This is a genomic window from Micromonospora sp. R311, from assembly GCF_056780015.1.
The window spans coordinates 128,417-142,534 of record NZ_JBSWCE010000009.1; the positions used below are offsets into that span (position 1 = coordinate 128,417).

Genomic DNA, 14,118 nt, shown 5'->3' on the forward strand with positions numbered 1-14,118 from the left:
GTCGCTGCGTCCGGGCCCGTCCTGATGGGGGCTTGTCGTATCCGGGTCCGGTCAGCGCACTCGCCGTAGGCGCAGCACCAGCCCGGTCAGGATCATCAGGGCTTTCGCCCACGGCGGGGCGTCCTCGTGGCGGGTCATCGGGTACTCCCTTGGGGTCGGGTGCGGGTATGAGGCTGGTCCGTCCAGTCGCCGGCCTGCCGCCGGCGGCAGGCCGGCTCGGGGCAGTCGCACCACCAGCCGAGCTCGGCGACCGGGATGCGGCTGCCGCCGCAGGTGTGGCCGACGTCGAGGATCGTCGGCGCGCAGCCGAGGCACCGGGACGCCTTCGCGGTGACCGGCGGGGCGGTCACGGCCGGCTCGACTCGATGACGCTCGCCGCGAACGCGACCGCCCACGGCCAGCAGCGGCGGGCAGTCCGGCAGAGGGGGCAGCGGCCCTCGCGCTGCCGGTGGTCGTCGAGGTCCCGGCGCCACCACGGGCGGCCGTCGGCGGTGGTCATCGGAGCAGCGTCCCGACGATGACGGCCAGGGCGACGACGACGGCGCAGACGAGGACGGGGAGCCGTTCGGCGAGGGTGGTCGGGGGCGGCAGCTCGGCCGGCGGTGGCTTGACGCGGTCACCGTCGACGATGGGCGGCGGGTCCGCGTGCGAGTAGTCGGGCACCACGACGATCACCCCATGACTGAAGATCACTGAATAGCTACTGTGTGCACCCTAGAAAGCCTAGATATCTAGGGCAAGCATGCCGTTGCCGCCACGATTCGCGGAATGGTGTGATCTGGGCGCCCAACCCAGGAGAGATCACCACATCCATGCCCGCTCGCCGGCTGACGTACGAGCAGATCGCAGACGACCTCGCAGCCCGTATCGCCGCCGGCGAGTATCCGCCGCACACACCGTTGCCGAGCATGCGTGAGCTGGCCGCCCTCTACTCGGTGTCGGTGCCGACGATTCAGAAGGCGCACATCATCCTCAGGGAGCGTCGGTTGACGTACGGCGTGCCGGGAGCGGGCGTGTACGTGGAGGAACGCACGGAACGCGATTAGTAGCGGCATCGGTGATATCCGGCAGTGGCCACAATGCGGCCAGTGACGGCGGCCGGTGTGCGGATGATCAACGGTCGGTGACTGGGCAAGCTCCCAAGCCCCGCCGGTCACTCACGCTCGGTGGCGCATAGCACGTGGAAGTTCCACCGGCCAGCCAGCCTGTACAACGTTGGCGGAGAGCTACCTCGGTAGCCGCTACCAGCCCTTCCGCCGCCCAGTCGCACGGGTGTTTCATCGGGGCTCGGTTAAGTCTCCGTTAAGGCAAGGAGCTGTGCCTTGATGTCCAACCGCGCCACCCCTGACCACGCTCTCGTGTTCGTCCCCGCCGCCGTCACCGACCCCGCCGAGTTCGCCGCCATCGCCGCCCCCTGCCTGGAGAGGGTGGAGGCCTGCGGGTACGTGTTCGCCGGCATCGTCCGTACCTGGCCGGACGCTATGCAGATGATCGACGGCGGGCGGGCGCACGTGGTGGTGGTGGCGAGCATGGGGCAACTGCCTCGCGACCGCCGGCCGCGCGTCGAGACGGTCAACGATCCGGTGCGCGTCGACGCGCCACCGCAGCAGCATGTGGTGCCGCCGGAGGTGACCGCGCCGCAGCGGGTACGTCGGCCGCGGCGTATCCGCTAACCCCCCGGGCACGACAGCGCCCCGGACCAGTAGGGGGTCCGGGGCGCTTCGTCGTCTGCCAGGGTCAGACAGGCAGCGGCAAGGCGTGCACGGCCGCCGCCTTCGCGCCGCCGATCGTCGCCACGTACACCGAGGTGGTGTTCGGCGACGCGTGCCCGAGCAGCTCCTGCGTCACGCGGATGTCGCCGCCGGCCGCCTGATGCACATAGGTGCCGTGCCAGTGCCGCAGCCGATGCATGGACACCGTCTTGTGCCCGAGCGTGGTCTGTAGGTGGTAGTTGGCGCGTTCCTGGACCTGGACGCGGTCGGCGTGTGATCCGTCCCGGTTGCGGGCGATCGGCCCGGACGGCAGGTCCTTCACCGCCTGCCACACGGCCGGGTGGGTGGGCACGATGCGTTCCTTGCCGCCCTTGCCGCGGATCCACGTCGCGTCCTCGGTGACGTCGGCTCGGTCGAGTCGGGAGATCTCGACGCATCGGAGGCCGTTGCCGGCGGCGAGTAGGTACCAGGTGCGCATGGGTTCGCGGGCCCGGCGGAGGATGTCGGCGAGCTCTTCGTTGGTGACGGGTCGGGGCCGGCGCGGTCGGACCTTGGCGCGGGGCAGGTCGGTCGCGGGGTTGAAGTCCAGGTACGGGTCGGACGGGCGGGTCGCCCATGCGTAGAAGCCGACGACGGCGGCGGTGATCTTCGCGATGTGGGCGGGGCTGCGCTGCCCGTTGTGGATGGTGTCGCGCAGCTCGTCGGCGCACGCGAACTCGAGGCCTTCGGGTAGCTGTCGGTCGAGGCGGCAGAGTTCGTCGGCGTAGGTGTCTCGGGTGGTTTCGGCGCGGCCGAGGGCGGCGAGGTGTCGGAGGTAGGCGGTGATGAGGTCGTGGGTGTGTGGGGCGTGGGCGGTGTCGACGGGGTAGGTCATCGGATCGCCTCGGCGTAGAGGGCGTCGAGCAGCCGGCGCAGAGCGGCCATTTGCCGGTTCGCGGCGCGGAACGCCCGGTCCGACTTAGCCCAGTCGTTGCCCACGTAGCGGGCGTTCTCGTGCTGCGACGCGGCGAGCCGCAGCGCCATCTTCTCCACCGCGAACCGCAGGGCGGCGAGGCGCTCCCGCCGCTCGTACCGGCGGTCGGCTTCCTGCCAGCGCCGCTCGGTGGCCGTTAGGGTGCGCATAGGTCGGACCTCCTGTGTCCGGTCGAGCGCCCGGGTGTGCGGATAGGCCCCGCCCCCGGGCGCGTCACTGTGTTGATGCTGTGACGGGCGTGCGGGTGCGGGCTATCGGCCGGCGGCCCGGTCAATTCGGGTAGGCCGGCGGCGGGTCGGCGGAGCGGAGGATTGCGGGCGCGTCGATGCGTTAGCGGGTCGGCTCTTCGGACGAGTCGGCGCGGTGCGCGCCGGTTGAGCCGCCCCAACGGGTGAGGCGTCCGAACGGTCGTTCAGCGGGTAGCGCCGCCCGGGCGTAACGGGGCGGCCGAACCGTCGGCACGCGGGGCGGCCGCCGGACGGCGTGCGGCGACCCCGCTCAGGAGGCGGCGTGGGCCGCCAGCCGGTCGCCCACCTCGGCGGTGCGCAGCGGTACGCCCGGCGTCCGCGCGGCCAGCTCCTGACCCACCGCGGCGGTGACCCGGGCCGCGGCGTCGGCGTGGCCGAGCTGGTCGAGCAGCAGGGCGGCGGAGAGCACCGCCGCCACCGGGTCGGCGACGCCGCGCCCGGCGATGTCCGGCGCCGAGCCGTGCACCGGCTCGAACATCGACGGGTACGTGCCGTCGGGGTTGATGCTGCCGCTGGCGGCCAGCCCGATGCCGCCGGTCACCGCGGCGGCGATGTCGGTGAGGATGTCGCCGAAGAGGTTGTCGGTGACCACCACGTCGTAGCGCTGGGGCTGGGTGACCAGGAACATCGCGGCCGCGTCGACATGCTGGTACTCGGTGGTCACGTCCGGGTGCTCGGCGGCGACCGCCTCGAACGCGCGGGCCCAGAGCGAACCGGCGTGGGTGAGCACGTTCGTCTTGTGCACCAGGGTGACCTTGCGCCGCTCCCGGCGCGCGGCCCGGGCGAAGGCGTCGCGGATCACCCGCTCCACCCCGTGCCGGGTGTTCAGGCTCTCCTCGGTGGCGATCTCGGCCGGGGTCCCCCGGTGCAGCGCGCCGCCGGCGCCGGCGTAGAGGCCCTCCGTGCCCTCGCGCACCACGACGAGGTCGACCTCGCCGGGCTTCACGGTGGCCAGCGGCCCGGGCACGCCGGGCCAGAGCCGCGACGGGCGGAGGTTGACGTACTGGTCGAAGGCGAACCGGAGCTTGAGCAGCAGGCCGCGCTCCAGCACCCCGGGCGGGACGCTCGGGTCGCCGACGGCGCCGAGCAGGATGGCGTCGTGCCCGGCCAGCTCGGTCAGCACCGACTCGGGGAGCACCTCGCCGGTACGGTGGTAGCGGGCCGCCCCGAGGTCGTACTCGGTCGCCGCCACCCCGGGCAGCACGGCGTCGATGACCTTGCGCGCCTGGGCGACCACCTCCGGTCCGATCCCGTCACCGGCCACCACCGCGATCCGTGCCACGTCCTGTGCTCCTTCGCCTCGCCGTCGCCCCGACGGTACGTCGCCGTCCCGCCTCCCGGTACGCGTCTTCCAGTATCCGGGAAATGGCGATGCACAGGAGGCTCCCAGGTGGGATTCATGGTGCGGTCAACTCCGCTGGTTAGCGTGGCGCCATGCGGATCGACCAGCAGCCCCGAACCCGCTGGGTGGACCAGTCGGCCTTCTCCAGCCGCCGCCCGGACCTGCGACTCGGCCCGCGGAGCCCGCGGCTCGACCGGTCCGACACGGTTTTCGGCGGCCGGATCGCCGTCCAGTACACCCTGCGCATCTCCACCGCCGAGTACTCGCTGCTGCTCAACGCCCCGGAGTGGCTCGGCCGCCGGAACGTCGGCGAGGCGCTGCGGGACGCGGTCGCCGAACTGCGCGCGATCGACCTCACCTACGGCCCCAACCGCCCGGAGAGCCTGGTCTCCCGGCTGCGCCGGGGTGAGATCAGCCCCGAGTCGTACCCGCCGCTGGCCGACCTGGTGGACCGGTGCGCCGCCATGCGGGCGGCCACCGACGGCTGGTTCGACGCCTGGGCGGTGCCCGGCGGCTTCGACCCCGGCGGCCTGCTCGGCGGCTGGGCGGTGGAGCGGGCCGCGGCCCGGCTGCGCGCCGCCGGCATCCACGACTACGCCGTGCTCACCGGCGCCGACCTGGTGGTACGCGGGCGCGCCCCGCACGGCGGCCCGTGGCGGGTGGCGGTGCACCACCCCACCGACCGGCGCCGGGCAGCGCAGGTGCTGGAGATGACCGCCGGGGCGGTCGGCACCTCCGGGGTGACCGGCCGGCAGGGGCACGTGGTGGACCCGCACACCGGGGAACCGGCCGACCAGCTGGTGGCGGCCACCGTCGTCGGGCCGGATCTCGCGGTGGCCGACGCGTACGCCACCGCGCTCTACGCCGCCGGCCCTGCCGGCCTTGCCTGGTTCGACAGCGGCTCGGACTATCGCCCGCTCTTCGCCCACCACCGCTGAGGCCGCTTCTGCGCCCGCCGGCGACGCGCCCAGCGCCGCCACCGGACGGGACCGACGCGCGATCGGCCCCCACGGTCGCGGCAACGACCGTGGAGGCCGGTCAGCGACGAGTGCGCGTGGCTCGCGCAATCGAGGGGTGCGGGCCGGTCGGGCCGGAACGTCGACCTCGCCACCCGAAGACGGGCCAACGCCGCGAGCTCGGCCAGTGACCGCACAGGTACGCTAGCGAATCGACGCAACTCGACGCAAGAGTCTCCACAGCGGACCGTCGCGGCAGGAGCGTGGCAACTCGGGAGCCCACCTGCGGCGGGGCAGTTTCGACATGGTGAACGACTGATGGCACGCTGTGCGCCGTGAGTTTCGATCTGAGCGTGTGGGCCCTGGCGGACGGGGCGACACCCGAGGACGTCCGGGCCGCGGTGCAGCGGTGCCGGCAGGGACAGCACCTGGACCGGCACCCGGACCCGCGGGTCGTGGGCTTCTACCGGGCGATCACCGGCTCGTATCCGGACCGGCACCCCGGCCCGGACAGCCCGTGGGCGGTCAGCCCGCTGCACGCGGCGCACGACCACGTCGAGCTGAACCTGCACCCGACCTGCGAGGACCAGGTGCTGCTCGACATCGAGCGGCTGGCCGGCGAGCACGGGCTGATGCTCTTCGACGCGCAGGACGGCACGGTCTACCCGCCCCCGGCGCGACTGAACAACTGAGCGCCCCGGTACGAGGGCCCCGCTCGGCGTACGACGGGGGGCCCGGCGATCCGCCGGGCCCCCCGTCGTCGTGCCTGCGGGCTACTCGTCGCGCAGGTCGGCGGCGCTGGCCGCCACCGCCCCGATCGACTCGGCGGCCGAGGTGAGCAGGTCGGCGCCGAGCGCCTGGTCGACGGTGAGCGTCATCAGCGTCTCGCCGCCGGCCTCCCGGCGGGCCACCTGCATCGCGGCGATGTTGATGCCGGCCTCGCCGAGCAGCGTGCCGACGGTGCCGACCACGCCCGGACGGTCGACGTAGCGCAGGAAGAGCAGGATGCCCTCGGCGCCGATCTCCACGTCGAAGCCGTCGACCTCGGTGAGCTTGATGATGTCCCGGGTGCCGGCGGTGGTCACCGTGCCCGAGACGCTGACCGTGCGGCCGTCCGGCAGCGCACCGCGGACGGTGACCAGGTTGGGGTGGTCGACCGTCTCGGCCTGGGTGGTCAGGGTGACCTCGACGCCGCGCTCGGCGGCCAGGTGCGGCGCGTTGACGTAGCTGACCTGCTCCTCGACGACCGAGCTGAACAGCCCCTTGGTCGCGGCGAGCTTGAGCACCGAGACGTCGTGGTTGACGATCTCGCCGCGGACCTCGACGGTGACGCTGGCGGCGATCCCGCCGGCGACGGCGGTGAAGGCCCGGCCCAGCTTCTCGGCCAGCGGCAGCAGCGGCCGGACGTCCTCGGCGACCACGCCGCCGGCCTGCACGTTCACCGCGTCCGGCACGAACTCGCCCTGCAGCGCCAGCTTGACGCTCTTGGCCACGGCCAGGCCGGCCTTGTCCTGCGCCTCGTGGGTGGAGGCGCCCAGGTGCGGGGTGGCCACCACGTTGTCGAAGGCGAACAGCGGCGAGGAGGTGCACGGTTCCTTGGCGTAGACGTCGACGCCGGCGCCGGCGACCCGGCCCTCGGCGATCGCGTCGGCCAGGGCCTGCTCGTCGACCAGACCGCCCCGGGCCGCGTTGACGATCCGCACGCCCGGCTTGACCAGGGTCAGCTCCTTCTCGCCGATCAGACCGACGGTCTCCGGGGTCTTCGGCAGGTGGATGGAGATGAAGTCGCTCTCCCGCAGCAGCTCCTCCAGGCCGACCAGGCGGACGCCGAGCTGCGCCGCGCGGGCCGGCTGGATGTACGGGTCGTACGCGATCAGCCGGGTGCCGAAGGCGGCGATCCGCTGGGCGAAGAGCACGCCGATGCGGCCGAGGCCGACCACGCCGACGGTCTTGCCCTGGATCTCCACGCCGGTGTACTTGGACCGCTTCCACTCCCCCGCCTTCAGCGCGGCGCTGGCGCTGGCGGTGTTCCGGGCCACCGCGAGCAGCAGCGCGACGGCCTGCTCGGCGGCGGAGACGATGTTGGAGGTGGGGGCGTTGACGACCATGACGCCGCGGGCCGTGGCGGCCGGCACCTCGACGTTGTCCAGCCCGACGCCGGCCCGGGCGACGACCTTCAGTCGCGGCGCGGCGGCGATCGCCTCGGCGTCGATCTGGGTCGCGCTGCGCACGATGACGGCGTCGGCCTCGGAGAGCGCCGAGAGCAGGGCCGGGCGGTCGGTGCCGTCGACGTGGCGGACGTCGAAGTCGTGGGCGAGCACCTCGATGGCGGCGGGGGCGAGTTCTTCGGCGATCAGTACGACAGGAGTCATTGGTCCTCGTAGATGTCGTCAGAGCGGTCGGCCGGGCCGCCGGACGCCGCACTGCGCCCCGCGCTGATCCGTGCCTTTTGCCGTCAGGTGCCGGCTACGCACCTACCCGCGATCGTAGGGGGCGGGCCGGCCGGCATGTCGCGGACCGTGGGGTGAGTGCCCTCACAACCGGCGGTGACCGGCCGGTGAACGGCAGCGGTGACCGGCGGGCACGACGCCCGACGGCCCCGGCCCGGCGCCGGGGAGAGCGTCGGGTCGGGGCCGCCGGTGCGGCGCCCGGTCGTGCGGACGACCGGGCACCGCGGGGAAAGCGTCAGGCGGTCTCGGTGATCGGGCGGTCGACCCAGCTCATCATGCCGCGCAGCTTCCGGCCGGTCTCCTCGATCGGGTGCGCCGCGCCCTCGGCCCGCCACTTGGCGAAGTTGGGGCGGCCGGCGTCGTCCTCGGCGATCCACTCGCGGGCGAACTCGCCGGACTGGATCTCGGAGAGGATCTTGCGCATCTCCTCCTTGACCCGGGCGTCGATGACCCGCGGGCCCCGGGAGAGGTCGCCGTACTCGGCGGTGTCGGAGACGCTGTAGCGCATCCGGGCGATGCCACCCTCGTACATCAGGTCGACGATGAGCTTCAGCTCGTGCAGGCACTCGAAGTAGGCGACCTCGGGGGCGTAGCCGGCCTCGGTGAGCACCTCGAAACCGGTCTGCACCAGGGCCGCCGCGCCGCCGCAGAGCACCGCCTGCTCGCCGAAGAGGTCGGTCTCGGTCTCCTCGGTGAAGGTGGTCCGGATCGCGCCGGCGCGGGTGCCGCCGATGCCCTTCGCGTATGACAGGGCGAGCGCGAAGGCCGAGCCGGAGGCGTCCTGCTCGACCGCGACCAGGCACGGCACGCCCTTGCCGTCGGCGTACTGCCGGCGCACCAGGTGGCCCGGGCCCTTCGGGGCCACCATCGCCACGTCGACGTCGGCCGGCGGCTTGATCAGGTCGTACCGGATGTTGAAGCCGTGCCCGAACAGGAGCGCCTTGCCCGGGGCGAGGTTGGGCGCGATCGACTCGGCGTACAGGGTGCGCTGCACCGTGTCCGGCGCGAGCAGCATGATCACGTCGGCCTCGGCCGCCGCCTCGGCCGGGGCGACCACCCGCAGGCCCTGTTCCTCGGCCTTGACCCGGCTCTTCGAGCCGCTCGGCAGGCCGATCACCACGTCGACCCCCGAGTCGCGCAGCGACAGCGCGTGGGCGTGCCCCTGGCTGCCGTAGCCGATCACCGCGACCTTCTTGGCCTGGATCAGGCCGAGGTCGGCGTCGTCGTCGTAGTACACCTCAACGCTCATGACTTCCCTTTCGTACGGCGGCCCGGGCGGCCCGTCGTGGATCGTGCGGCTGGATGGGCGGCCCGCGGGGCCGTCCGGCGGGTGGTCAGGCGGCCCGCAGCGCCGGCCCGGCGGTGATCGAACGCGAGCCGCGCCCGATCGCCACCAGCCCGGACTGGACCATTTCCTTGATTCCGAAGGGTTCGAGGTCGCGCAGCAGCGCGTCGAGCTTGTCCGGGGTGCCGGTGGCCTCGATGGTCAGCGTGTCCGGCGCCACGTCGACCACCCGGGCCCGGAACAGGCTGACCGTCTCCAGCACCTGGGCCCGGGCCGGGCGGTCGGCCCGCACCTTGACCAGCAGCAGTTCCCGGGCCACCGAGACCTGCGGGTCCAGCTCGACGATCTTGAGAACGTTCACCAGCTTGTTGAGCTGCTTGGTGACCTGCTCCAGCGGGGAGGACTCGGCGTTGACCACGATGGTGATCCGGGAGACGTCCGGGTTCTCCGTCTCGCCGACGGCGAGGCTGTCGATGTTGAACCCGCGCCGGGAGAAGAGGCCGGAGACCCGGGCCAGGACACCCGGCTTGTTCTCCACCAGCACGCTCAGCGTGTGCATCGTCATGCCACGACCTCGCTTCGCTCGGTCGCGCTCTGACGACCACGTCGACTGAGCTTGATGATTCGTTCGCTTCGCTCACTCATGTCAGATGTCATCCTCGTCGAAGACCGGGCGGACGCCGCGGGCGAACATGATCTCGTCGTTGCTGGTGCCGGCGGCGACCATCGGCCACACCATGGCGTCCTTGCCGACCACGAAGTCGATGACCACCGGGGCGTCGTTGATGGCCATCGCGGCCTCGATGGTCTTGTCGACGTCCTCGGCCGTCTCGCAGCGCAGCCCGACGCAGCCGAGCGCCTCGGCGAGCTTCACGAAGTCGGGGATCCGGTGCTTGTGGGTGCCGAGGTCGGTGTTGGAGTAGCGCTCCCCGTAGAAGAGCGTCTGCCACTGCCGCACCATGCCGAGGTTGCCGTTGTTGATCAGGGCGATCTTGACCGGGATGCCCTCCAGCGCGCAGGTGGCCAGCTCCTGGTTGGTCATCTGGAAGCAGCCGTCGCCGTCCACCGCCCAGACCACCGTGTCGGGCTTGCCCACCTTGGCGCCCATCGCCGCCGGCACCGCGTAGCCCATGGTGCCGAGGCCGCCGGAGTTCAACCAGGTGTACGGCTTCTCGTAGGAGATGAACTGCGAGGCCCACATCTGGTGCTGGCCGACGCCGGCCACGTAGATGGCCTCCGGGCCGGCGATCTCGCCCAGCCGCTTGATCACGTACTGCGGGGAGAGGGTGCCGTCGGCCGGCTCCTCGTAGCCCAGCGGGTAACGCTTGCGCAGGTCGTCGAGCTGGGTCCACCAGTCGGCCAGGTCGGCGCCGCGGCCGGCCGCCTGCTCCGTCGTCACCGCGGTGATCAGCTCGTCGATCACGTGCCGGGCGTCGCCGACGATCGGCACGTCGGCGTGCCGGTTCTTGCCGATCTCGGCCGGGTCGATGTCGGCGTGCACCACGGTGGCGTCCGGGGCGAAGGAGTCCAGCTTGCCGGTGACCCGGTCGTCGAACCGAGCGCCGAGGGCCACGATCAGGTCGGCCTTCTGCAACCCGTAGACCGCGGCGACCGTGCCGTGCATGCCCGGCATGCCGAGGTGCTGGGGGTGCGAGTCGGGGAACGCGCCGAGCGCCATCAGGGTGGTGACCACCGGGATGCCGGTCAGCTCGGCCAGCCGGCGCAGCCCCTCGGTGGCACCGGCCTTGAGCACGCCGCCGCCGACGTAGAGCACCGGTCGCCGGGCGCCGGTCATCAGCCGGGCCGCCTCCCGGATCTGCTTGCCGTGCGGGTGCAGGGTCGGCCGGTAGCCGGGCAGGTCCAGCGCCGGCGGCCAGGCGAAGGTGGTGGCCGACTGGAGGACGTCCTTGGGGATGTCGACCAGCACCGGCCCGGGCCGACCGGTGGCCGCCAGGTGGAACGCCTCGGCCAGCACCCGGGGGATCTCGTCGGCGTTCTGCACCAAAAAGTTGTGCTTGGTGATCGGCAGGGTGATGCCCTGGATGTCCGCCTCCTGGAAGGCGTCCGTGCCGATCGACGGCCGGGCCACCTGGCCGGTGATCGCGACCACCGGCACCGAGTCCATGTAGGCGTCGGCGATCGGGGTGACCAGGTTGGTCGCGCCGGGACCGGAGGTGGCGATGCAGACGCCGACCTTGCCGGTGGCCTGCGCGTAGCCGGTCGCCGCGTGCCCGGCGCCCTGCTCGTGCCGGACCAGGATGTGCCGGACGGTGGAGTCGTAGAGCGGGTCGTAGGCGGGCAGGATCGCCCCGCCCGGGATGCCGAAGACGACGTCCACGCCGAGCGCCTCAAGGGAGCGCACCAGCGAACCGGCGCCGGAGACCTGGGCCGGGGCGGGTGTGCGTACCCCCGGGACGGCCGGGGTGGCCGCGGAGCGGACGGCGCCGGCGTGGTCGGCGTCGCTCGCCGGCTCGGCGGCCGTGCGCGCCCGCCGGGCGGAGTGGGCGAGTGTCTCTGGCGTGGGTCTCGTCATGGCGGTTCAGGCCTTCGGCTGGAGTGGGTGCGGCTCAACAGATGGTGGAACGCGGGCGGGGCCCGCTCCGACGGGTTTCGATGGCAACAAAAAAGCCCTCGTGCAGGATGCACGGGGCCAGCGCACTCTCAGCGGTGGAGAGTGCGCTCAGGTAAGTACTCGCAGCGACCGGGACATGAGGTCAAGCCTGACGCATCTCACGCGATGAGTCAACTGATCCCACATGTTGGTTCACGGATCGCGGCGCGTCGCCCCCGACGCGCCCGGGACACCCGGCCCGACCTGCCCGGACGTGGTCTGCGCGGGGCGCGGGGCGGGTGGCCGGACCGCCCCGAGGACCGGCGGAGCCGGGAACGGTGCCGGCGGCCGCGCCGGGCGGGCGCCGGGTGAGGTGGCCGCCTCCAGCATCGCCTCCAGGTGCTCGGCGGGGACCCCCCAGCCGCAGAGCGCGCCCTGGCCGAAGCGGCAGCCGGCGGCGACCACCGCGGCCAGCTCCGCCGGCGTGGTCACCCCCTCGGCGATCACCTCCAGGCCGAGCTGGTGGCCGAGCCGCATCACGATGTCGACCATCGGCGCGAACGCCGGGCCGTCCCGCCCCACCGGCCGGACCGGCTCGTGCTCGGCGACCAGGCTGTGGTCGATCTTGAGGATGTCGATCGGCAGGCGGCGCAGCTGCCCGAGCGACGAGTAGCCGGCGCCGAAGTCGTCCAGCGCGATCCGGACCCCGGTCAGCCGCAGCGCGGCCAGCCGCCGGATCAGCTCGTCGAGGTCGGTGGCCACCGCGTGCTCGGTGACCTCCAGCACCAGCCGCTGCGGCGGGACGTGGTGGGCGCGCAGCGCCTCGGCCACCTGGACCACGTATTCCGGGGCGTGCAGCTCGCGGGGCGAGACGTTCACCGACACCCACACGTCGTGGCCGTCGGCCAGCCAGCGGGAGAGCTGGTGGCAGGCCTGGTGCAGCACCCAGGCGCCGAGCCTGGCGATCATCCCGCACTCCTCGGCCAGCGGGATGAACTCGTCCGGGCGCACGTTGCCCAGCTGCGGGTGGCGCCAGCGCAGCAGCGCCTCGGCGCCGACCGGGCGCACCGAGGGCAGCGAGGCCACCGGCTGGAACGCCAGCCGCAGCTCGTCGCGCTCGATCGCGCCGCGCAGCTCGTGTTCGAGCGTGGTACGCCGGCGCAGCAACTGGTCGTACGCCGCGTCGTAGCGCTCGATCCGGTTCTTGCCGCGCTGCTTGGCGTAGCGCAGCGCCAGGTCGGCGTGCCGCTGCAGCAGTTCCACGTCCGGCTTCCCGGCCCAGCCCGCCAGGCCGATGCTCACCGAGAGGAAGACCGGCCCCTCGGGCTGGTCGTAGGCGCGGCCGAGCACGCCGAGCAGCCGCTCGGCGACCCGGTCGGCGTCGGCGGGCAGGCCGTGCAGCAGCACCGCGAACTCGTCCCCGCCGAGCCGGGCCGCCACGTCGCCCGGGCGCAGGTTGCCGCGCAACCGCCGGCCCACCTCGGCCAGCACCGCGTCGCCCACGTCGTGGCCGCGCATGTCGTTGACGTTCTTGAAGCCGTCCAGGTCGAGGCCGAGCAGCACGCACGGGGCGCCCGCCTCGGCGCAGCGGTGCAGCGCGCGCAGCAGCCCGCGCCGGTTGGCCAGGCCGGTGAGCGCGTCGGTGTGCGCCAGCTCGCGGAAGTGCGCCTCGCGCTCGGCCAGCCGGCCGGCGTAGCCGCGCACGTCGTGCAGCGTCAGGTACTGCCGGGCCACCATGGCGAACCCGACCACGGTGCCGCCGGCGACGGCGAGCGCGTCGAACCGGCCGTCCTGCAGCAGGTGGTAGATCGCGGAGGCCGCCATGGCGAGCATCGGGAGCAGGGCGTACTCGCCGTCGCGACGGGTCAGGTCCGGGCCGACCTCGGCCGGCGGATCGACCCGGTGGACCGCCAGCGCGACGGTGAGCGCGCCGCCGCCGAGCACCGCCGCCGAGGCCAGCGCCGTCGCCGGCCCGGCCTGACAGAGACCGGTCGCCAGCCCCAGCCCGCCACCGGTGACCGCGACGACCCCGGCGCCGGCCGCGACGAGCCGCGCGCGTGGAGCCGGGGCGCGGAAGACCACGATCAGGGCCAGCCCCGCGCTCAGCGCGGCGCTGACCGTGGCGATCAGGATCGGCGGGCAGGCCATCGGGGTGGCGTCGCCCAGCACCCGGGTCGGTTCGGTGCAGAGCACCCAGCCGACGAACCAGAACGCCGTCGCCATGATCAGCCCGTCGAGGGCCAGCCGGGTGGCCGCCGCCACGGTCGCGGCGACGCCCGGCAGCCGGAACAGCCCGGCGCAGTAGAGCAGCCCGGCGACCGCGGTGCCGACCGACACCACGGTGGCCCAGTCGGTGCGGGTGCCCTGCTCGTGCTCCCAGTGCGCGGCCGCGCCGGACACCGCCGTCACCCCGGTCAGCACGGTGCCCAGCCCCACCGCGCCGGCCGCGGCGAAGAGCAGGTGGGCCTGCCGGTGCGGCGCCGGCCGACCCCGGGCGGCGGCGGTCAGCAGCGCGACGGCCGAGGCGGTCACGAGCCCGCTCAGCACCGCTACCGCGACCATGCCCGGGGGGAGATGCACGTCCTCAACTGTGCCGGATGA

General features: G+C 73.2%; 14 protein-coding genes. 4 read left to right on the plus strand and 10 right to left on the minus strand.

The window, feature by feature from the left end:
• Positions 1-346: 346 nt before the first annotated feature.
• Entirely contained in the window at positions 347-499 is a 153-nt protein-coding gene (locus tag AC1WTP_RS10165; protein ID WP_481648964.1) for a hypothetical protein, read from the minus strand.
• The gene (locus AC1WTP_RS10170; protein WP_481648965.1) at positions 496-693 is read right to left on the minus strand and encodes a hypothetical protein; all 198 of its coding nucleotides are present in this window, start codon (positions 691-693) and stop codon (positions 496-498) included. Before AC1WTP_RS10170 ends, AC1WTP_RS10165 begins: the two co-directional genes overlap by 4 nt.
• Before the next feature lie 80 nt (positions 694-773).
• Between AC1WTP_RS10170 and AC1WTP_RS10175 the strand changes: the two genes are divergently transcribed.
• Both AC1WTP_RS10175 and AC1WTP_RS10180 read left to right on the plus strand, forming a co-directional pair.
• Complete coding sequence (locus AC1WTP_RS10175) at positions 774-1,046, plus strand: winged helix-turn-helix domain-containing protein (protein WP_481648966.1); 273 nt, start codon at positions 774-776, stop codon at positions 1,044-1,046.
• Between the two features lie 279 nt (positions 1,047-1,325).
• Positions 1,326-1,673 carry a hypothetical protein gene (locus tag AC1WTP_RS10180; RefSeq protein WP_481648967.1) on the plus strand — a complete coding sequence of 116 codons (348 nt, stop codon included), beginning with the start codon at positions 1,326-1,328 and terminating at the stop codon, positions 1,671-1,673.
• Positions 1,674-1,737: 64 nt separating this feature from the next.
• Here the strand turns inward: AC1WTP_RS10180 and AC1WTP_RS10185 are convergent, their stop codons facing one another.
• The 3 genes from AC1WTP_RS10185 to AC1WTP_RS10195 all read right to left on the minus strand — a co-directional run bounded on the left by AC1WTP_RS10185 (position 1,738) and on the right by AC1WTP_RS10195 (position 4,215).
• Positions 1,738-2,586 carry a tyrosine-type recombinase/integrase gene (locus tag AC1WTP_RS10185; RefSeq protein ID WP_481648968.1) on the minus strand — a complete coding sequence of 283 codons (849 nt, stop codon included), beginning with the start codon at positions 2,584-2,586 and terminating at the stop codon, positions 1,738-1,740.
• Positions 2,583-2,834 (minus strand): hypothetical protein, encoded by a 252-nt coding sequence (locus AC1WTP_RS10190; RefSeq protein ID WP_481648969.1) that lies wholly within the window; start codon positions 2,832-2,834, stop codon positions 2,583-2,585. Before AC1WTP_RS10190 ends, AC1WTP_RS10185 begins: the two co-directional genes overlap by 4 nt.
• Before the next feature lie 349 nt (positions 2,835-3,183).
• On the minus strand, positions 3,184-4,215 hold the full coding sequence (locus tag AC1WTP_RS10195) for a 3-isopropylmalate dehydrogenase (protein ID WP_481648970.1): 1,032 nt from the start codon (positions 4,213-4,215) through the stop codon (positions 3,184-3,186).
• Between the two features lie 152 nt (positions 4,216-4,367).
• On the opposite strand from AC1WTP_RS10195, the gene AC1WTP_RS10200 reads away from it, so the two are divergent.
• Together AC1WTP_RS10200 and AC1WTP_RS10205 are read left to right on the plus strand one after the other, a co-directional pair.
• Positions 4,368-5,213, plus strand: a complete 846-nt coding sequence (locus tag AC1WTP_RS10200; RefSeq protein WP_481648971.1) for an FAD:protein FMN transferase — start codon at positions 4,368-4,370, stop codon at positions 5,211-5,213.
• A 353-nt stretch (positions 5,214-5,566) separates the two neighbouring features.
• Complete coding sequence (locus AC1WTP_RS10205; protein ID WP_481648972.1) at positions 5,567-5,923, plus strand: hypothetical protein; 357 nt, start codon at positions 5,567-5,569, stop codon at positions 5,921-5,923.
• An 81-nt stretch (positions 5,924-6,004) separates the two neighbouring features.
• Here AC1WTP_RS10205 and serA read toward each other — a convergent pair whose 3' ends face one another.
• The 5 genes from serA to AC1WTP_RS10230 form a co-directional block, all read right to left on the minus strand.
• Positions 6,005-7,603 carry a phosphoglycerate dehydrogenase gene (gene serA, locus AC1WTP_RS10210; protein WP_481648973.1) on the minus strand — a complete coding sequence of 533 codons (1,599 nt, stop codon included), beginning with the start codon at positions 7,601-7,603 and terminating at the stop codon, positions 6,005-6,007.
• Between the two features lie 313 nt (positions 7,604-7,916).
• Positions 7,917-8,930, minus strand: a complete 1,014-nt coding sequence (gene ilvC, locus AC1WTP_RS10215) for a ketol-acid reductoisomerase (protein ID WP_481648974.1) — start codon at positions 8,928-8,930, stop codon at positions 7,917-7,919.
• Between the two features lie 85 nt (positions 8,931-9,015).
• Positions 9,016-9,531 carry an acetolactate synthase small subunit gene (ilvN, locus tag AC1WTP_RS10220; protein ID WP_481648975.1) on the minus strand — a complete coding sequence of 172 codons (516 nt, stop codon included), beginning with the start codon at positions 9,529-9,531 and terminating at the stop codon, positions 9,016-9,018.
• Positions 9,532-9,612: 81 nt separating this feature from the next.
• On the minus strand, positions 9,613-11,499 hold the full coding sequence (locus AC1WTP_RS10225; RefSeq protein WP_481648976.1) for an acetolactate synthase large subunit: 1,887 nt from the start codon (positions 11,497-11,499) through the stop codon (positions 9,613-9,615).
• Positions 11,500-11,730: 231 nt separating this feature from the next.
• A complete protein-coding gene (locus AC1WTP_RS10230; protein WP_481649019.1) occupies positions 11,731-14,079 on the minus strand; it encodes a putative bifunctional diguanylate cyclase/phosphodiesterase in 2,349 nt (782 codons plus the stop codon).
• Positions 14,080-14,118 lie beyond the last annotated feature (39 nt).